Here is a 20,183-nt window from a genome sequence, read left to right on the forward strand (position 1 = left end):
CGCGGCCTTCGCGAACGCACCCGTTCAATCGCGGGGATTCCCGCAGCTGGGAATTCCACGCAGGCGGGACTGAGCTAGTCGTAGAGCTCTCCGCAGCGCGATCAGGTCAGTGAGCAACGCCGCTTCCCGATGCGCAGAGATCCGTGAACGCCGTTGTGGAATGAAGGCGATTACAGACACCCCGGGATCTCCGAGTACAGACACCCCCTAAACGCAAAATTCCGCATCGGCGGTGTAACCCGATGCGGAATTGCGTTTTACACCACGGATGGAGTGAGATTCGAACTCACGGAACGCTTTCACGTTCACACGCTTTCCAGGCGTGCGCCTTAAACCACTCGGCCATCCATCCCAAACTCTGTCCTGCGTCCTGATAGACGAACGCGCCGGCGCGGGGTTCCACGACGGCGCGTCCTTGCCCACTTGCTGCAACACGACATGTCACGCGCAGCACCTGCTGCAGCGGACAGGGTGAGATTCGAACTCACGATACCGTTGCCGGTACGCCGGTTTTCGAGACCGGTGCCTTCAACCACTCAGCCACCTGTCCTACGCTCGCGATGAATCGCCACAAATCGCGATCCAATCCTTCTACAGTCCCGATAATTAATCGCGAGTCGGGCCCGATTCAAGGGCGCGGCGGCCGCTTAACGCGGCGCGCCGGCCTTGCCCCGAGCCAATTCCGCCTCGGCCGCGACGGTGCCGAAGGCGCCCCACTGGCCGCCATCCACGATCCGCTGCCAGAGCGCCGTGGCCTCAGCCTCACGACCGCTGTACCAGTGCCAGTTGGCCACGCCGTAGGCGGCCGAGGCGTCGGTGACCGACAATTCGCCGCCGGGGGCCGCGGTGAGCACCGAGTCGGGGGGAAGCTCACCCTTGTACAGCAGCATGAGGCGATGATAGGCCTGGTTCTCAATGATGTTCATGCCGCGATTCATCGGGACGAGCACTTTAGCGGCGTCGGCATCGCGGCCCGATCGGCGCAGCGACATGTACAGCCAGTGCGCCATGGACACGCGACGATCGTCGTTGGTGGCGGAGTCGACCTCGCGCTGGGCGACGGTCGCAGCCTTGGGGAAGTCGCCCATGAGATAGTGCGCGAGCGCCAGGTGGTAGCCGATGTTGGAGTGCAGCGTGCCGATCGGCGTGTTCTTGGCGTTGGGCTGTCCGTCGGGTTCGACCTCGTCGGGTTTACCCTGCACCAGTTCGGTGGCGCGCTCGAGATCACGCACGGCGGCGGGGAAATCACGGACCGAGATGTAGCGGTGACCACGGTGGCGATAGAGCCACGGGTTAGCGGGATAGAGCGCGATGCCACGGGTGTACACCTCGATGGACTCCCGCAAACGACCGAGATACCCCAGCCGGCGCGCATACCAGATGATCGAGTCGACATCAGTGGGCGTGTGTTCGTACGCACGACGCGCGTCGGCGAGCTGCGCTTCGTATTTCTCGCGCACCGCCAACGAGAGCGGCAGCGTGCGTAACGTGTCACCGAGCAACGACAGCGTTTGAAAGCTCGGAGCGGCAGGCTCGGCGGTCGCCGACGCCGACTCGGCCTTGGGCGAGCAGGCGGCACACGCGAACGCGAATACGAATGCGACGGACAGCGACGTGAACGGCTGGCGGAATAGAGACGTTGTCATGCTTTACGAATACCCCTTACGTGGAAGTGGGCCTGCTACTGCTTGTTATTCACGCCAATCTGCTGCAGAAACGGTGCGACCTCGAGGATCGTGACGTCATCGCGAGCACGAAGCGCCCGCAGGAACCATTCCTTGTGACCGGCGCCGTACGTGATCACCATACGCTTCCCTTCCCCCCTGTGCTCATCGAGCGCGCGGGCGATGTTGGCGAAGTGCGCCTCGTTGATGTGGTCCCATCCGCCGGGACCGAGCTCGCTGTTGAACAGGCGATTGTAGGGCTCATGCGCGGCGGTCTGGATTGAGTCGTAGGCCGCCGAGTTGATGAAGAACGGGTCGTCGGCGCCACGGCGCTTGACCAATGAATCGGCCACCGTGTTGGCGCGCGTATACTCCTCCCACTCGGCGCGCCGTGTGGGATCGGCCTCGATGCGCTTGAGTGCCGCCGTGCGGTAGCTGTCCATCGGCACCGACCATCCCGCGGTAGGCACGATGGTGAAACGCATGGACTTGGTGAGCGGAAAGAGCACGTCGATGTACTCCGGGAACCGCAGCACCCGCGGCTCAGTGATCGCGCCAGAATCGGTGAACTGCCGCATGGCCGCGTCGAAGCGGTTCGGTGCGATCTCGGTCAATACGTAGTCGGGACGCATGGACTGTAGCAGACGTCGCAATACATCGGTGCTGTACCGAGGGCTGGTGCGGTGTTCGGCGTGGATGGTGCCTACGACCACGACTTCGGTTTTCTTGATCGGTTGTCCAGCAATCGTACGTGCGGACGCCACGGCAGACGACACCGTGGCCGAGAGTGTACGCATGACCGGTTCGCGCAGCGGCGGCGCTACGACGGCGTACGACGCCGTATTGACGTACACAGGGCGTTCGGCCCCCTCACAGCGCACCACGAACGCGACATCGCCCTCCGTGAGCTCGCCGGAGAGTGGCCGCGCGCAGACCGGCGTGGTGGCCACCTCACGCCCGTTAAGCAGGTCGTACACCTGCACTGCCCCTGCAGCACGCACCAACGTGAAGGCGAGCACGCCGTCGCGTGTGATGGTGCGGTGCGCATTATCGGCCTGCGCGCTCTTGTCGGCGCCACTTCGCAGCCGCTCGAGACCAGCCGCATCGCGCGGCAACGCTGCCGTGAGATTCTCGCTCCCCGATGCCGTAATCAGGATCTCGTCTTCGATGAAGACGGCGACGGAATCGCGATGATTGTAGTACCACGGCTCGACCGTGAAGATCATGCCGGGAGCGAGCGGTGCCTCGGCGAGCGACGGATCGCCGGTGTCGAGCCCGAGGTGGTGACCGAAGAACAGGGGCGCCTGCATGAAGGGCTTGGCAGCGGCCGGAATTTGCGAATCGGCTATGCGTTGCAATTCCGCGAGCGTGGTTCCGGGCTTGGCCGCCGCAATGACGGCGTCGGAAATTCGACGCACCATTTCGACGAGTTCGCGCTGCCGCGGGGTGAACGTGTCATTGACGGGGAAGGTGCGCCCTACGTCACTCACATAGTGATTGCGCTCGCAGCCGACGTCGTAGATGACCAGTTCTCCGCGACGCAGAGCGCGGTTGCGACGGGTGTAGTGCGCGCCCAAAATGCGCCACGGCCAGAGCGAGTTGTCACCCGACTTGATGATGGGCGTGAACGCATCGCGCTGCCCGCCGAGCGCCAGGCAGTCGCTGCTGAAGATGCCGGTGAGCGTGCGCTCGTCGATGCCAGGCGCAACACGCGCGGCACCGCGGGCAATGGCCACCATGGTGAGTCGCGCCGCCTCTCGCATAGTGGCGATTTCGCGTGGCGACTTGATCATGCGGAGGCTCGCCATGAGCGGGTGGGCGTTGGTGAGCGTGAGTTCGGCGTGCTCATGCTGCAACTCGGTGGCGAGCACCGCACCTGCCGATGGCACGGCGAACGCCGACGGCGCCGGCAGTACGGTGGCGCCTGGGCGACCAGCGTTGATGAACACGCGCGCGCCGCGCTGCGTGGCCGAAAAGAGAAATGCGTTCAGCGTGGAATCGGTGAGCACGGAATCGACGCCGCTCAACGCATGCAACGCCGGATCGGAGGCTAGCGGTCGGCCGGGAAAATCATTCGGGCGCGCGGCGTTCTCAAAGCGTGCGTCGGTGCGCGGCAAGAACAACAGCGCGCGCTTACTGCGGCCATCGATGGCGAGGATGGTGCGCGGTACTTCAAGTCCGACGAGATACTCGAAATCGTCTTGCTGACGAAAGGTCTCACCGCCGCTGGTGCCATCGCCGCTGGGAATGAGCAGCACGTCGTTCTCCCCCAGCTTGGCCAGCGCCGCCGCCCGGCGGGCCACGTACTCGGCCACCGGAAACACCGGTTGGGTCCAGGCGGTGAAGCGTTCGGCGCGCTGGGCGCTGAGGGCGGGGGCGGGGGCGGCGATGGCAACGGCCAGCAGGGCCTGCGACGCGAGCCGCAGACGGCCGCGGAGCGGTAAGAAACGAAGGAACGGCACCGGGAGAGATGGCATGGCGAAACGTTCGTGCGGCGCGAGGCGGCGTCAAGCGCGCAGTGGAAGCCGCGGCTGGACGACTATGCTGTTTTACTAGTATATTCTTTCGAACTATACTCATTGGCTAGTACAGCGATCGCAGGGCTCGGTGAAGCGATCGGTTCGGATCCCAAGGAGCGGACGTGATGAACGAGTCAGACGACATGATCAACCGAGACGAGGAGCGCGCCGCGCTCGGGGCGCTCCTCGATGTGGGCGCGCCACGCCTCGCCTTGGTTTTCGGTCGCCGTCGAGTTGGGAAGACCCACTTGTTGAACCGGACATGGCCGACGGATCAGGTGTTCTACTTCACCGCGTCCGAGACCACCGAAGAGCAGAATCGCGAAACACTGGTCGAGGAGATTGGACGCTTCCTGGGCGAGACACTGTCGATGGACGATTACCGCAGCTGGCGCTCGGTCTTCGGCTTGCTATTCGAGATGCGCGAGGACCAGCCATTGGTCGTCATCTTGGACGAATTCCAGTACGTAGGCGACCGACTAGCCGATGTCCGGCGAATCGCCTCGGATCTCAGTGCGCTTTGGGAGAAGCGACGGCCGCGGCGGCCGCTGGTGGTCGTTCTCTCGGGGTCGCACGTCAAGACTATGGAGTCGCTCGTTGAAGCCGGGCCACTTTTCGGCCGTTTCAACTACACGGCGCGCATCCGCCCCTTCAATTACTGGTACGCGGCGCAGATGGTCCCCGACCTGAGCCTGCGGGATAAGATCCGTGCGTACGCCGCGTTCGGCGGCACCCCGCGCTACCTCGCCGCGATCAACGCCGCCAATTCACTCGACACCAACATTGCCAATCTCCTGCTTCATCCGCAGGGTGAAGTGCGGGAGCTGCTCGAAACCGCTCTCTCGCAGGAGCGTGGCTTGCACGAGGTGCATCGCTATCGCGCCATTCTCCGCGCCATCGGCACCGGCAGTACAACCTTCGCGGAGATCCGGTCGAAGGCTGGCCTGCAGGAGACGTCGGACACGCCCGTCCGCCAGATGCTCAAGAAGCTCGAGGACCTCGACTATGTGGGCGCGCGACGAAACGTGGGGGCCAAGCAGACATCGACCTACCACTACTACCTCAACGATCCCGCGTTCGCCTTCTACTACGAGTTCACGGCACGCCATGAGGCGGCGCTCGCGCGCAACGCGCCGGTGCACGTGTGGGATACGTACATGCGCGACCAGTTCGACCGCTACATCGGGCACATCTTTGCGTGGGTCGCCGAACAAGCTTATACGCGCCTTACGATCCCGCTAAAGCTGCCCGCCGTGTCACAGTGGGGACGATGGGAAGGACAGGACCGCGCACGCCAATCGCTCGAGATGGACATCGTGGCTCCCCTGGTCGATGGGCGCGTCATGACCGGAGGCATCAAGTGGAACGCCAAGCCGCTCGACGCCAAGGTGCACTACCATCACATGTCGATGCTCGAGCGATTGGAACATGCGGCCGTGCCGTGGGCGCGCGAGGCGTCTCAATCGCAGGCGCCGCTTATCTGGGTGGCGGCGGGCGGCTTTACCGACGAGTTCCGAAACGCGGTGCGCCGAGACCGCGATGAGGTGTACTTGTGGAGCCTAGAGGATTTGTACCGATGACACCTGTCTCTGCGCGGCCGCTTACCGGCGGCTCGCGAAGAACTTGCGCAGCAGCGCGGTCGATTCCTGCGCCATCGCGCCGCCCCGTACCTCGGGCCGGTGATTGAGCCGAGGGTGGCGCACCACGTCACCCACGGAGCCGCACATGCCGGCTTTGTCGTCCCAGGCGCCGAACACCAAGGCGCCAACCCGCGCGAGCACGATCGCGCCGGCACACATGGCACAGGGCTCGAGGGTAACCACCAGCGTGCACGCGGTGAGTCGTGCGTTACCCAGCACGTGCGCTGCCTCACGCAACGCGAGGACTTCGGCATGCGACGTGGCATCTCCGTCGCGCACCATACGGTTTTGCGCGCGGGCGACCACCACACCGTCACGCACGACGACCGCGCCGACCGGGACTTCCCCGGCCAGCGCGGCTTCACGTGCTTGATCGAGCGCCTCCGTCATGGCCGCCTCGATGCCGGCGCCCAAGGGGGCTCCCGACGGTGCACCGAAGGAAGCGCCGGCTTCTGAGGCATCGGCCACGCTTACAGCGCGGCCGCAGTGAACGCGGCCTGCGCCGCGGCGTCGGTGGCGTCACCGTGCGTGAACGACAACGCATCGGTGCCTTCCTGCACGTCGGCCACGATCACGTCGCCTTCCTTGAACGTGCCTTCGAGCACCGCGAGCGCGAGCGGATTCTGCAACATGCGCTGCACGGCGCGCTTGAGCGGTCGCGCGCCGAACACGGGATCGTAGCCTTCGTCGGCGAGGAACGTACGCGCGGCGTCGGTGAGTCGGATGGTGAGCTTGCGGTCAGCGAGCAGCTTGCGAAGATGCGCGAGTTGCAGATCCACGATATGATCGATGTCGCCGCGGCTAAGCGGATGGAAGACGACGATGTCGTCGATCCGGTTCAGGAACTCGGGTTTGAACACGCCGCGCAATGCCATCAGGACCTCCTGCTCCACGGTGGCCCAGGCGGTGTGGCCGGACTGGCCGCGCTCGAGGATCATCTGACTCCCCACGTTCGACGTCATGATGATGACGGCGTTGCGGAAGTCGACGGTGCGTCCCTGCGAATCGGTGAGTCGTCCATCATCGAGCAGTTGCAGCAGAATGTTGAACACATCCGGATGCGCCTTCTCGATTTCGTCGAACAGGATCACCGAATACGGACGGCGACGCACGGCTTCGGTGAGCTGCCCGCCTTCTTCGTAGCCCACGTAGCCCGGAGGCGCGCCGATGAGCCGCGCCACGGCCTGCTTCTCCATGTACTCCGACATGTCGATGCGGACCATGGCGTGTTCGTCGTCGAACAGGAATTCGGCCAGCGCCTTCGCCGTTTCCGTTTTGCCGACGCCGGTGGGGCCGAGAAAGATGAACGAACCGATCGGGCGATTGGGATCCTGCAATCCGGCACGCGAGCGCCGCACGGCGTTGGATACGGCCTTCACCGCTTCCCGCTGTCCGATCACGCGCGTGGCGAGCACGTCTTCGAGTTTTGTGAGTCGCTCGCGTTCGCTCTCGAGCATGCGCGTGACGGGAATGCCGGTCCATCGCGCCACGATATCGGCCACGTCGTCGGCCCCGACTTCTTCTTTAAGAAACTGCGGACGGCCATCCTGACTGCCGAGCTTCCCCTCGGCGACTTTCATATCGCGTTCGAGTTGCGGAATCTTGCCGTAGGTAATCTCGGCGGCCTTGTTGAGATCACCGATACGCGTGGCCTGCTCTGCTTCAAATTTCGCGGTTTCGATTTCCTGCTTGATGCGACCCACGGCGCCGAGCGTTTCCTTCTCCTGCTGCCACTGCGCACGCATGCCGGTGGTCTGTTCTTTCAGATCGGCGAGTATGCCCTCGATGTTGCCGCGCCGATCGACCGATGCCGGATCGGTTTCCTTGCGCAGCGCCTGTCGCTCGATTTCGAGCTGCACGATGCGCCGATCGACTTCGTCGATTTCCTGTGGCACGGAATCGATTTCGATGCGCAGCCGTGACGCGGCTTCGTCGATGAGGTCGATGGCCTTGTCGGGGAGGAAGCGATCACCGATGTAGCGGTTAGACAGAGTGGCGGCGGCTACGACGGCCCCGTCGGTGATGCGCACGCCATGGTGCGCTTCGTACCGCTCTTTGAGGCCACGAAGAATGGCGATCGTGCTTTCCACGCTGGGCTCTCCAACGAACACCGGCTGGAAGCGACGCTCGAGCGCGGCGTCTTTCTCGACATGCAGTCGGTATTCGTCGAGCGTGGTGGCACCGACCACGCGCAGTTCGCCGCGCGCCAGCATGGGCTTGAGCATGTTACCCGCATCCATGCTGCCTTCCGCTTTGCCAGCGCCCACGAGGGTGTGCAGTTCGTCGATGAACACCACGTACAGTCCCTCAGCGCTCGTGATCTCCTTCATCACGGACTTGAGACGCTCTTCGAATTCACCGCGAAACTTGGCACCCGCGATCAGTGCGCCCAGATCGAGTGACACGAGCTTCTTGTTGCGCAGCCCCTCGGGAACGTCGCCGCTGATGATGCGCTGGGCGAGTCCTTCGGCGATCGCGGTTTTGCCCACGCCCGGCTCACCGATGAGCACCGGATTGTTTTTCGTGCGGCGCGACAGCACTTGAATAACGCGACGAATTTCTTCGTCGCGTCCGATCACGGGATCGAGCTTGCCCTTGCGCGCGGCTTCGGTGAGATCGCGCGTGAACTTCTCGATGGCCTGATACTGCCCTTCGGGAGACTGGTCGGTGACTTTGTGTGAGCCACGCACGAGCTTGAGCGCATCGAGCAGCGCTTTGCGGTGTGCGCCGACGGTGGTGAGCACGCGCGTGCTGTCGGTGCCCTTGGCGTCGGAGAGCGCGAGCAGCAGATGTTCGGTCGAGACGTATTCGTCGCCGAGTGCCTTGGCTTCTTTCTCGGCCGCATCGACGACCTGAGTGAGTTCGCGGCTGAAGGTGGGCTGGGCATCGCTCTGCTTGGCGTAGCGGGCGGCCTCCTGGTCAGCGGCGGCGCGAACGCTGGCGACATTGGCTCCGACGCGCTGCAGCACCGGGACAACGATGCCTTCGTCCTGGGCAAGCAGGGCCAGCAGGAGATGCAGATCGTAGACGAGCGGATTGCCGGCCTTGCGCGCGAGCGAGACGGCTTCGTTGAGCGCCTCAGCGCTCTTCACGGTCAGACGGTCAGGATTGATCATGGTGTTCCAGAGAGGCAATCACGGTGCCGCACTTCTGCTGCCAATACTGCATACGCAGGCGTCGAGTTTCGAGAGGGAAGTCCCTACAATCGCCGCGATCGCCGATCGTGAACACAAAATGGCGCGCCGGGTCCGTCCACCCGGCGCGCCATTTTGAATTTTCGTTGGGTCTCGTGGTGCTCGTTTACTCCCAGCTTACTTGACCACGATCATCTTTTTCACCAGCGGCACGCCATCCACTTCGAGGCGATACAGGTACACGCCCGAAGCGGCCTCCCGCCCGGTTGCTTGGACCTTGCCATCCCAGTACGCGACATAGTCGCCGCATTGGACAGACACTTTTTCCAGCGGTTGACCTCCGGCCACCCCTCCGGATCCGCCCTGCAACACCGGCGTCGCTACAACTTGCATGATCATGTTGTAGACCTTCAGACTGACGCGGTACTGCCGACCAGGTTCGGTGCAGTTGGGCGAATCACCCACACTGAACGGGATGCGAGTTTCAGGATTGAACGGATTCGGATAATTCTGTCCGAGCGTTGATCCATTGCGGCGTTGCTTGCTATCCTGCGCGGCCGCGGCTCGTGGCATGATCACGCTGAGAGCGAGCACCAGACCCAGTGCTCCCCACACACGTTTCATGTTGCTTCTCCGACTGACGAATCAGGGTTGTGAGTCGAAGTCTCCAAGTGAAAGGTGGACGTCAGACCTGCGGATCAGGTCTTCCTAAAGCTAGGACGCGTAAACGGGGCCGTCAAGCAACATTCCCCGTTCGCACCGGGGGGACTCACCATCGCGCCTGCTCCCATACCCCAAAGGCCCGTAGCTCGCGGCTGTCGGGGAGGTGTTGGGTGATGAACTCCCGCAGTAGCCGCTGGTGGGCCCGGCAGTCGGCGGGCTCGACCACGGGCTGATCACCCCTCAGCCAGACGTTGATGGTCTGGCGAGCCACCGCAGGTAAACGGCGTCCGGTAGGCGCCATTTTGGCACAGAGTGGGCAGAGAACGCCGCCAGCGGCGTGACTGAAGCGGGCCTCCGCTTCCGGGGGAATCTCGGCCTGGCACTCGGCGCATCGATCGAGGCTCGGCATGAAGCCGACCTCGCTGACGAGCTGCCAGAAGACGCCGAGGGTAAGGGCTACGGTATCGGCTTCAGCTGACTCGGCGATGGCATCCAGCCCCGCGGCGACGCCGTGATAGACACGGGGCGCCGCCTCGTCGTGGACCACCCGCATGACGATCTCGACCAAGGCGCTGGCGGCGGTGAACCGGCCGAGGTTGGTGGCCAGACCGGCCCGCGAGCGGGTGACGTCGAAAGCGGTGAGCGCGTGGAGGTCACGTCCCAGCTTGACGACGATCTGCGCCTGCCCTTCGGCGAAGAGATCGACCCCGCTGCCGAAGCGCTTTTTCGATGAGCGGGCACCGCGGGCCACCACCGACAGCACCCCGGCCTCACGCGTGGCCAGACGCAGGATGCGCGACGACTCGAGATACGGGACGGCGTGCAGAACGATCGCGTCGGTGGTGAGGAGGGACATGACGGAGAATAGCTGTTAACTGCTCAGAGGTCAGAGCTCAGTCGGCAAGCGGGAGACGTCAGACTGGGTATAGTGTTCAGAAGTCAGCAACGACAGTGCACAGTGCCGAGCCATTTGGCACTCACCAGGAGCCGCGAGGTCGCCCCCCGTCGAGCCACTCGAAACTGAGCACTATACCCAGTCCGCTATCTCTTTCTGCACATGCTGACCGCTGACCGCTGCATCGTTAGGGACGGATTGCCATATCCACTCCACCCTGATTCGCGGCCACGCGCCGCACTTCGGTACCCGACGGGCTGAAGACCAGCAGTGACGTTACCGAGCCGGTTCCGTTCTGAATGCAATGGAGACGGCCGAGGGCATCGGCTTGTCCGCTGCCGCAGGTCACGGCGGCACCGGTGGCACCGGTGAGCACCAGCCAGTCGGCCGACGTCGACGTGACGAAGCTGAGATCGGCGGTGCGCACTTTGATGATACGGTTCGTGAACGACGCGAGATCCTGATACAGCGAGACGTAGAGGAATCCGTCGAGACCGAGTTTCACGCCGGCGCCGTAGGTGGTGGCTGGCATCTGCTTGGTAAGGAGCACGCGCTTGCCGCGCAGATCGACTTTAGTAATACGGCCGCTCGAAATCAGCGTGTACGGAAACGCGGCGAAGCTCGCGTCACCACCGGCGCTGATGTAGGCGACGTCGCCGTCCACGAGGGCCGAGGCGCCCGAGCCGCGCAGTCCCGGCAGGAGAATCGTGTCACGCGTGGTGCCCGTGTTCGGCACGCGGATGAGACGGACATCGCCCTGCACCGCGTAGTTCACTTTGCAGTTAGCGTTGGCGTCGACGATCCAGGTGGCGTTGTCGAACTGAAAGAGATCGGTGGGGCATGTGCCGGCGTTGGAGATCCGCGTACTGGTCACGGCCCCGGCCCCGGCGAAGGACACCAGTGCAACGCTCGACGAGTCGCGCAGCGCCGCGCCGATGAGCGTCTGCCCACCGGTACCCGACAGCAGGCGGGCGCGCGACGGGTTGCTGCGCGTGGGGAGCTGAATACGACGCGTGGTCGACCGGCGCACATCGGTGACGTACAGCAGATCACCGGCACCGCGGCTCGACACGGCCAGCACGGTATCACGCAGGAGCGTGAAGCCGCCGGCATCGAACTCGGTGGTCGGGGCGAGCGTGAGCTTGGTGCTCGCGCTTCCAGTGTCACCGAGAAACGTGAGGCCAGGCTGGATAAAGCCGTCGAGCACGATAATGCCGCGCGGCGGCTGCGGGGTGCTGTTGCTGATGCCATCATCACCGCATGCGGTGAGCAGAGCGGCTGACATCACTACGGTCAGGCGGCGGAGAAGGGTCGTGCGAGAGCGGGCCTGCGGGATCATCGTGGGGAGTGTTGCAGGGTGAATGACATCGCCCAGGAGCGTCCGGGCGATGGAAAACCGCGGACCGACTGCCACGAGGCATCGGTGGCGTTCTCGAGCGAGAACGCGACCAAGGCATCGAGGCGGGGCCGCGGCCAGTGGGGCAGCGCGCGTAGTTGTTGCGCGACGGTGATGTCGACGAGCGACACGGCTGCCAGTTCGAAATCAGGATTGCGTGGGCCGGCGGTATAGGGCCGAGCGCCCATGCCGCGCCACACCACGGTGGCGTGTTGCGCGCGCGTATGCAGCTGCAGCAGTGCTCCGCCGGACAGGCGCGGGACGTACGGTGTGGGAATGCGAAGGCCGCTCGTGCTGAGCGCCGCGTTGTACGCGGTCACCCATGCCGAGACTGATGCCCGGCTCGACGTGAGCTCAGCGCGCGACTCGATACCGCGCAGTCGTTCCATGCCCACGTTGGCGGGACTCCAGCCGAAGTTGCCCGGAAACCAGACAATCGCGTCGCGTGTGTTACGCGCCACGAGGGCGCCTTCGATGCTCGCGTGATAGCGTGACGCGCCAGTGATCACGCGTGCGCCGGTACTCACGTCGAGATCGACGCGCTCCGGCGAGAGTGACTTCACGAACAGCCGCTGCGGCGACGAGAAGTACAGATCGTACAAGGTCGGTACGCGGACCGCCTGCGCAACGCGGCCGAATGCCACCACCTGCAGTTGATCGCGGAGTCGTGCGACGCGGCGCTCGAGGCCGATGGACGCCGTGGGCAACAGTCCACTGCCTTCGATGAGATCGGCGCGCGCGCCGACGTCGATGCTCCACCGGCCGGCGGTGCGCGCAGTCCACGCGCGCTGCGCACCGGCGAAACCACGCCTGCGCCGTTGCGAGATGCCACCGGCGGCCGTGAGACGATCGGCCCCGACGCCAACGCGCCACGCGACGTTGTGCATCGCCCCACGCCATTCGGCGTCAGCGGCCCAGGCGACGGCACGTGAGTCGAGCGCCGGACGGGTGGGGTCGACGTAGCGCAACTGCAGTCGTCGCACACCGGACACCAGTGTGGTACCGTGCACGGAGGTTTGTGCCCGTACCAGTAGGCGGTCGGTGAAGGCGCGGTCGGCATCGTAGCTGCGCACGTTGGCGGGGCCGACCATGCCGCGTTCGCTGGTGGAACCGAGCACGGAAAGTTGCGCTCGGCTTCCAATAGCGCCGAGCGACAGCGTAGCCCGTTGCTCATCATTGTTGATGCGCGTTTCACGCTGCGGTGCGACGCCGGCATCGTTCACGAACGCGAAGTCGTTGGTCGCGTCGCGCCACGCGGCACTGGCATGCCACACCGCTCCGGCCGCCGCGACCTGCCATGCCCCCTCCACACTGCGCTGCCCGAAGGCACCGGTGCGGACCGATGCCACACGCTGCGCCGACGTGGTCAGCGCGAGCACACCGCCGGTCGCCCCTGCCCCGCTGCCGACCGGATCAGCGCCGAGGGCCACGGTTGCCGACTGCAGTCCCGCCAGCGGAATGTCGGACACGTCGGCGATGCCGGTGGCCGGATCATTGAGCGGCATCCCGTCGAGCGTGATGGCGACCTGCTCCCGACGCGCTCCCCGCAGCGAGAGGCCAGTCTCGCCGCGGGACGAGCGCAGATTGGTATACGGCATGAGCGCCAGCACGGCGTGCACGGTCGAAGCGCCGGCGGTCCGCGCATCGGCAATCTGCACGGTGGTGGTCGTGCGCCCGGCGGTTCGCACATCGCTCGCACGCTCAGCCCCGCCGGCGACGGCCGCGGTGATTTGGACGGCGGCCAAACGCTCTGCTCGGGTAGCATCGACGGCGTACAACGCGACCCAGAGCGTGTCGCCACGGTGGCGAGGCGCGCGAGGAAACGCGACCGCGCGCGGCAGATACCCGGCGCGCGTGACCTGCAGGCTGTCGATGTGCAGGCTGTCGACGTGCGTCGTATGCACGTGAGCGCACGCACCGGCGATTCGACGAGCCGCATGTGCCGCATGTGCCGCATGTGCCGCATGTGCCGAGCGTGGCGCAGGCCGCGACGTGAGCTCGCCGCCGATCAGCGGCGCTCGCGTACGCGCATCGGCCACGCAGATCGTGACGGAATCGAGCGGCGGCTGGCTCGCGTGCGCGACCACGCTCGCCAGCAAAAACATCAGGACGCTCACGACGACGGTCGCTCTCGATGACGGCCGCGTCCCCGTAGCGGTAGCAGCGCCGGCGCCCCGACGGCGGGATCCCGGGTCACCACCAGCGGCCACTCGTACACGCGCTCGAGAATCTCGCCACGCATCACACTGTCGGCGTCGCCAGCAGCAGCCACGGTGCCGCGATGCAAGAGCACGATATGCGACGCGAACCGTGCCACGAGGTTGAGCTGATGACTCACCAGCAACACGGTCTGTCCTTGGCTCGCGAGCTCGTCGAGCAACTCGAACACCGCCATCTCATGCGCGATGTCGAGGAAAGTGGTCGGCTCATCGAGCACCAGCACCGGTGCCGCTTGCGCCAAGGCGCGAGCGATGCGCACCCGCTGCCACTCGCCGCCGGATAGCGTGTCCGTGCGTCGACCCATGGCATCAGCGATGCCTGCGCGATCGACCGCGCTGACGACGGCCGCGCGATCGTCGGCACTCATTCCGCCGAACGCACTGCGACGCGCATGCCGGCCGAGCGCGACGAACTCCTCGACCCGCAGCGGGAGCACCGGCTCCTCGCGTTGCGGTACGATGGCGATGCGACGGGCGAGGTCGCGCGTGTCGAGCGCGGCCACATCCACGCCGCCCACGGTCACGCGGCCAGACTCCAGTGGAACGCGGCGCAACAGCGTGCGAACGAGCGTGCTTTTGCCACTGCCGTTCGGCCCCACCACGGCGGTCATCGTTCCCGGTTCGGCCACCACCGACACGTGATCGAGTGCGCGCTGCGCCCGACCGGCGTAGCGGACGCTCACGTGGTCAAACGTGAGCGCGGCTCCCGGCTCCGTTCCGGGCAAGGCGCGGCTCATGCGGCGAGCCGCCGCAGACGCAGCAGGAAGAAGGGAACGCCAACCAAGGCCGTGACGGCGCCCAGTGGCAGATCGGCGGGCGCGCGCAGCGTGCGTGCCAGCAGGTCGGCCGCGACCAGCAGCACCGCCCCGTACAACGCCGACATGAGCAGCATCGGTCGATGTTGACGTGCGCCGAGCGCGCGCGCGATGTTCGGCACCACCAATCCCACAAAGCCGATGAGCCCAGCGGCGGCCACGGTGGCGGCGGCGAGCCACGATGCCACCAGGAACAGCTGACGGGAGACCCGGTCGACATCGACGCCGAGCGCGGCGGCCGGCTCGTCGCCGAGCGAAAGCACATCAAGGTCACGGGCACGCCATATCAGTACACCACCGAGCAGGAGCAGCGCGCCGGCGCCGCGCGCAACGGCGGGCCAGGTGGCGTCGGCGACCGAACCCATCATCCAGAAAAGCGCACCGCGCAGCCGCTCCGGCGGCGCATCGGCGAGTGCCACGAGTATTGCGGCGTTGGCGAACGCGCCGACAACGACACCGGCCATGAGCAGCAGCTTGGTATCGGCACTACCGCCGACGACACGCGCAATCGCCGTGACGACGACCGTGGCGATGCCGGCACCGATAAACGCGAAGGCCGTGATGAGCGCGGGCTGCGCGACGCCGAACGCCATCGCCGTGACCGCCCCGACGGCGGCCCCGCCGGACACGCCGAGCAAATACGGCTCGGCTAGCGGATTGCGTAGCGTGCCCTGCAGCGCACCGCCACTACTGGCGAGGCCGGCGCCGACCAGCGCGGCTAGCAGCACACGAGGAGCCCGTAGGTCGCGCACGATCGCGATGGTGGACGGATCTCCGATACCGCGCAGCGCGTTGACGACATCGCCGGTGGCAATCGGTACCGCGCCGATGGAAAGCCCGAGTATCACCACAGCGAGCAACAGCAACGCGCCCACTCCCCAGGCAAGCCAGGACGAGTGTGCGGCGTGATCCTCACGGAGGCGCGTGGTCGCGATCACTTCAGCGAGTCGCGCAATTCGGGGTGCAGCGCACGAGCCAGCTGCACGGCGGCCATGCCCAGTACGACGGAGGGGCGACCGGTCACGGCGGGATCCTGCACGATGAATCGTTGTTCACGCACCGCGCGGACTGCCTGCCACGACGGGCTGGCGGTGAGCTTCGCCGCGCGCGCAACACCGGTTACGACGACATCGGGATTGCGCCTGGCAATTTCTTCGATCGAGACTGGGGGCGAGGGCGCGCGCATGTCGTGAAAGACATTGTCCGCGCCAGCGATCGTGAGGAGTTCATCGATGTAGCTGCCGCCACCGATCACGAGCAGCGGGAATTCCCAGGCTGGCCACACAACCCTCGGCCGCGGTCGCGACGCGGTGAGCGCGCGAACGCGGTCGAGCGTGGCCTGCACGGAATCGCTCACGATCCGGGCGCGGACGTTGGCGCCGACGGCACGGCCGAGCACCGCGAGCAGGCGGTGAAAGTGTGCGATATGGTCGACGCGAAGCGCGATGGTGCGCACACCGGCCCGTGCGAAGGCATCGGCCGCGGCGCGATTCTCCGCGGTGGCGTAGAGCACCACAAGCGTCGGCCGCGCGGACAGCACGGCTTCGATGTTCGGACGAATACCATCCCCAAGGGCCGCGATGCGACTGACGTCTTGGGGATACTCGTCCCAGCGCGAACGACCGACCAGCAGCGAGTCGGCACCGATCGTGAAGATCGCTTCCGTGGCGGCGGGATTGAGCGATACGACGCGGGCGGCGAAGCGGGCATTGGTGGGCAACGGCGCACCAAAATCGTCGGTGTCCGCGGCGAACGCGCCGGCGGCCGCTACCGCGCGTGCGTCGCGTTGCTCCGCTGTACCGGTATCCGAGCGCGAGCAAGCCACGGCGCCGATGACCGGCAACAGGACCACCAGCGCACGGCGTACCAATCGTGGGTGAGGATACAAAAAGGCGTCCTCTCCCACGAGAAGACGCCCGAGCACGCGTGCCCATCGCACGGTACAGAGCGACGACACGTGGCGCGAGCCCCCCCTCGAGGGTCTTCGTCCGAGAATGAGCGCCGGTCGTCTCCTGGCTCCGGGTCGCTCCACTCGCCTTCCCGACCCGAAGGTCAGTGGCATCGTGAGTGTCGCTGCTGCATCGCGTGTGACTGGTCGCGTTGCAGGTCCCGTTACAGTGGCGGGGCCGCACCGGCATTGAACCGGTTTCCGTGTCCTGCGCTCTGAAATCAGTTGTCATCGCGCCGAATGCGCGACAACAGGAACCTACCTTCGCGTTCCCAGGTCGGCAAGCGCCGCGGCAAGGGCGCCCTTCAGTTCGGTGCGGCGGGTGTTGTAGGCCTGCTTGACCGTATCCGACGGCTCGGCGATACGGGCGTACGTTTCATCGAGGGCGGCGATCTCCTGCGCCAGACGTTCGTGCCATGGCGCATCCGATTCGCGTGGACGCATGGTGGGCTCGACGGCTACACGACTCGCCGCTCGACGCTGCATGGAGCGCATGAGCACGACCATCATGAGCAGGCCGATCGCCACCAGCAACCCGGCGATGTACAAGTTGCGCGCCGGGGCGCCCGACGACGGCAGTTCGATAATGAGTTCGGCGTTGGGCTGCACATCCTGTGACAGGAAGCGCCGGAAGGTGCGACCTTCGAGCGCGACAGGATCGACGTTGGCGAAGCCTTTCCCGGTGACGAATCCCTGCGGCTCTTCGAGGAGCACTTCGAACACGACGGCACCACCTTCGGCGCGCATGGAGAGCGGGAAGCTGCTATTCGGCACTTTGTACGAGAACGCGACTTGCTTGATTCCGGGCGCGATCGGCGAGTACACCGACACGCGACCGGGTCCCGCGACGAACGCATCGGGTGAAATCTCACCGTCGTTCGCGCGGACATCGAGCGCCGACGCGGGAATGGCGATGCTCCACGTCGGCATCGGCGACGTGGTATCAGTCGCCACGAGGGTGCGCAGACTGTCGTTCGACAATTCGAACACTTCGATAACCGTGCGGAACTGTGTCGTATCGGACTTGCCGACGATGAAATGCCGCCCTTTCACCGTAAGCTGAAACCGTACGGACGTGGTATCGAACACCGTAATCTCGGCATCATCACCACGCGACTCGGCGTTCTTGAGCGGCGGGGTGAAGTACGCGATACCGCCCCATGTCGTGGAAGCGAAGTAGACTCCGTCACCACTGCCGAACGGCGTGTACCGGAAGCGATAGTGCCCCTGCGCGTCGGTGCGCACGGAGTCGATCGGCCCAGCGGTGTCCTTTCCGACGCGATGCAACGTGACCCACGTGCCGGCGGCCGGCCCCATGCCGGTCGAGTCGGCGTTGACGTTGACCGGACGGCGCACGCGACCGTCAACGGCACGCGGTTGGGCGGTGAGCGCGGTTGCGGTCGCGGTTGCGGTCGCGGTTGCGACGACGAGCGTCAACGCGAGGAGTCGGAGGAACGACGGAAGTCGGGGCACGCGGAGGACAATCGGGTTGAGGGGCGGAAACGTCAGGGCGAGAACTTGCCGAAATCTTCCGGTCGCAGATTCTCGAGATAGGCCTTGAGTTGCTCGGCCGTCAGTTCACTGTCGGCAGTGTCGACGGAGAAATCGCCTTCGTCGGCGTCTTGGTCGTTGTCGACGGCCGTCAGCAGCGCGGCCGGCGCGAAGATCGGCGCGTCGAGCCGCAGCGCAATGGCGATACTGTCAGACGGGCGTGCATCGACCTCGACCACACCCGTCGGTCCGTCAATCTGCATCTCCGCGTAGTAGGTGCTTTTCTGCACGCGGGTGATGGAGACGCGGCGCAAGGTGCCGCCGAGTCCGATGATGAGCGACTTGCAGAGATCGTGGGTGATCGGACGTTCGCGCTTCACCTGATTCATCTGCATCACGATCGATTCCGCTTCCGGCTGACCGATCCAGATCGGAAGCACACGCCGCCCGCCTTTCTCGCGGAGAATGACGACATAGGAATTGGTCGCGCTATCGAGCCCGAGTCGGGCCACCGTGACTTCCACCATCATCGTTGTACCTCGTGCAGGCGAGCGCGAGGACGACGCGCGGTTCGCGCGGTGCACCACTCCGCACGCGTGGTGCGGAGTGGTGCACCGGCGCGACTCACCGGATCGCGCGCTTGAGCGCCGCGACGCGGTCGGTGCGCTCCCACGTGAAGGTGGTCCGGGCCGAGCGGCCACGACCCACGGTTTCAGGACGGCGACCGAAATGCCCATACGCCGCGGTCGCCTGATAAATCGGCTTGCGCAGATCCAAGTCGCGCGTGATGCCACGAGGCGTGAGGTCGAACACCGCGTTCACCGCCGCCTCGATCACGCGATCGGACACCACGCCGGTGCCGAAGGTCTGGACGTACACCGACACCGGCTGGACGACCCCGATGGCGTAGGCCACCTGCACTTCACAGCGCGTGGCCAGCTTCGCGGCCACGATATTCTTGGCCACCCAGCGCGCGGCGTAACAGGCCGAGCGATCGACCTTGGACGGATCTTTGCCGCTGAAGGCGCCGCCGCCGTGACGACCCATGCCGCCGTACGTGTCGACAATGATCTTGCGTCCGGTCAGCCCGGCATCACCCTGCGGGCCGCCGATCACGAAACGCCCGGTGGGATTGATGTGCGTTTTGAGGCGCTTGGGCAGATACTCGTCCGGGATCGACGCCATGATGACGTCGTCGAGAATGGCGCGGCGGAGCTTGGTGTTGGAGACTTTTTCGTCGTGCTGCGTGGAGATGACCACCGTGTCGACGGCAATCGGACGATCGCCTTCGTAGATCACCGACACCTGGGCCTTGCCGTCGGGGCGGAGCCACGGCAGCGAACCGTCCTTGCGCAACGCCGACAGGCGATGGGTGAGGGCGTGCGCGAGCTGGATCGGCAGCGGCATGAGTTCGGGCGTTTCGTCGGTCGCGTAGCCGAACATCATGCCCTGGTCACCGGCACCGCCGGTGTCCACACCTTGGGAGATATCGGGCGACTGCGCGTCGATGGTGCTCATGACCGCGCAGGTCTTGTTGTCGAACCCGAAGTTGGCGTCGGTGTAGCCGATCCCTTCGATCGTCTTGCGCACGATATCCGGCAGCGGCACGTAGGCCGACGTCGTGATCTCGCCGGCGATCACCACCAGGCCGGTCGTCACCAGCGTCTCACAGGCGACGCGCGCCGCGGGATCCTTGGCGAGGATGGCATCCAGCACGGCATCAGAAATCTGATCCGCGATCTTGTCCGGATGTCCTTCGGTCACGGACTCCGACGTAAACAGGTGACGATCGGCCACGC

The 20,183-nt window shown here is 65.4% G+C and carries 15 protein-coding genes, 2 tRNA genes and 1 riboswitch; of the genes, 1 reads left to right on the forward strand and 16 read right to left on the reverse strand.

Features of this window, described 5'->3' with window-relative positions:
* Window positions 1-265: 265 nt before the first annotated feature.
* The 4 genes from ACLL97_RS07580 to ACLL97_RS07595 all read right to left on the reverse strand — a co-directional run bounded on the left by ACLL97_RS07580 (window position 266) and on the right by ACLL97_RS07595 (window position 4,141).
* Window positions 266-352, reverse strand: a tRNA-Ser gene (locus ACLL97_RS07580).
* A gap of 111 nt (window positions 353-463) precedes the next feature.
* Window positions 464-550: transfer RNA gene (locus ACLL97_RS07585), tRNA-Ser, on the reverse strand.
* Window positions 551-647: 97 nt separating this feature from the next.
* A complete protein-coding gene (locus ACLL97_RS07590; RefSeq protein ID WP_411279870.1) occupies window positions 648-1,646 on the reverse strand; it encodes a tetratricopeptide repeat protein in 999 nt (332 codons plus the stop codon).
* A gap of 35 nt (window positions 1,647-1,681) precedes the next feature.
* Window positions 1,682-4,141 (reverse strand): aminopeptidase P N-terminal domain-containing protein, encoded by a 2,460-nt coding sequence (locus tag ACLL97_RS07595; protein ID WP_411279871.1) that lies wholly within the window; start codon window positions 4,139-4,141, stop codon window positions 1,682-1,684.
* A gap of 167 nt (window positions 4,142-4,308) precedes the next feature.
* Here ACLL97_RS07595 and ACLL97_RS07600 point away from each other — a divergent pair, with 167 nt between their 5' ends.
* Window positions 4,309-5,763, forward strand: a complete 1,455-nt coding sequence (locus tag ACLL97_RS07600) for an AAA family ATPase (protein WP_411279872.1) — start codon at window positions 4,309-4,311, stop codon at window positions 5,761-5,763.
* A gap of 21 nt (window positions 5,764-5,784) precedes the next feature.
* On the opposite strand, the gene tadA is transcribed toward ACLL97_RS07600, so the two are convergent.
* The 12 genes from tadA to metK form a co-directional block, all read right to left on the reverse strand.
* A complete protein-coding gene (tadA, locus tag ACLL97_RS07605) occupies window positions 5,785-6,213 on the reverse strand; it encodes a tRNA adenosine(34) deaminase TadA (protein ID WP_411279968.1) in 429 nt (142 codons plus the stop codon).
* Window positions 6,214-6,293: 80 nt separating this feature from the next.
* Window positions 6,294-8,939 (reverse strand): ATP-dependent chaperone ClpB, encoded by a 2,646-nt coding sequence (gene clpB / locus ACLL97_RS07610; protein WP_411279873.1) that lies wholly within the window; start codon window positions 8,937-8,939, stop codon window positions 6,294-6,296.
* 195 nt (window positions 8,940-9,134) lie between these two features.
* A complete protein-coding gene (locus ACLL97_RS07615; protein WP_411279874.1) occupies window positions 9,135-9,581 on the reverse strand; it encodes a hypothetical protein in 447 nt (148 codons plus the stop codon).
* 145 nt (window positions 9,582-9,726) lie between these two features.
* A complete protein-coding gene (gene recO / locus ACLL97_RS07620) occupies window positions 9,727-10,476 on the reverse strand; it encodes a DNA repair protein RecO (protein ID WP_411279875.1) in 750 nt (249 codons plus the stop codon).
* Between the two features lie 226 nt (window positions 10,477-10,702).
* The gene (locus ACLL97_RS07625; protein ID WP_411279876.1) at window positions 10,703-11,803 is read right to left on the reverse strand and encodes a hypothetical protein; all 1,101 of its coding nucleotides are present in this window, start codon (window positions 11,801-11,803) and stop codon (window positions 10,703-10,705) included.
* 47 nt (window positions 11,804-11,850) lie between these two features.
* Window positions 11,851-14,028, reverse strand: coding sequence for a TonB-dependent receptor plug domain-containing protein (locus ACLL97_RS07630; protein ID WP_411279877.1), 2,178 nt, complete (start codon window positions 14,026-14,028; stop codon window positions 11,851-11,853).
* Window positions 14,025-14,867, reverse strand: coding sequence for an ABC transporter ATP-binding protein (locus ACLL97_RS07635; RefSeq protein ID WP_411279878.1), 843 nt, complete (start codon window positions 14,865-14,867; stop codon window positions 14,025-14,027). Before ACLL97_RS07635 ends, ACLL97_RS07630 begins: the two co-directional genes overlap by 4 nt.
* Entirely contained in the window at window positions 14,864-15,883 is a 1,020-nt protein-coding gene (locus ACLL97_RS07640; RefSeq protein WP_411279879.1) for a FecCD family ABC transporter permease, read from the reverse strand. The genes ACLL97_RS07635 and ACLL97_RS07640 overlap by 4 nt, the downstream gene beginning before the upstream one ends.
* Window positions 15,880-16,869 carry an ABC transporter substrate-binding protein gene (locus ACLL97_RS07645; protein WP_411279880.1) on the reverse strand — a complete coding sequence of 330 codons (990 nt, stop codon included), beginning with the start codon at window positions 16,867-16,869 and terminating at the stop codon, window positions 15,880-15,882. Before ACLL97_RS07645 ends, ACLL97_RS07640 begins: the two co-directional genes overlap by 4 nt.
* Before the next feature lie 61 nt (window positions 16,870-16,930).
* Window positions 16,931-17,149, reverse strand: a riboswitch (cobalamin riboswitch).
* A gap of 2 nt (window positions 17,150-17,151) precedes the next feature.
* The gene (locus ACLL97_RS07650) at window positions 17,152-18,366 is read right to left on the reverse strand and encodes a hypothetical protein (protein WP_411279881.1); all 1,215 of its coding nucleotides are present in this window, start codon (window positions 18,364-18,366) and stop codon (window positions 17,152-17,154) included.
* A 32-nt stretch (window positions 18,367-18,398) separates the two neighbouring features.
* Window positions 18,399-18,914, reverse strand: a complete 516-nt coding sequence (locus ACLL97_RS07655) for a bifunctional nuclease family protein (protein WP_411279882.1) — start codon at window positions 18,912-18,914, stop codon at window positions 18,399-18,401.
* A 94-nt stretch (window positions 18,915-19,008) separates the two neighbouring features.
* The gene (gene metK, locus ACLL97_RS07660; protein WP_411279883.1) at window positions 19,009-20,181 is read right to left on the reverse strand and encodes a methionine adenosyltransferase; all 1,173 of its coding nucleotides are present in this window, start codon (window positions 20,179-20,181) and stop codon (window positions 19,009-19,011) included.
* Window positions 20,182-20,183: the final 2 nt, after the last annotated feature.

It is taken from the genome of Gemmatimonas sp., assembly GCF_046594945.1.
Taxonomy (GTDB): domain Bacteria; phylum Gemmatimonadota; class Gemmatimonadetes; order Gemmatimonadales; family Gemmatimonadaceae; genus Gemmatimonas.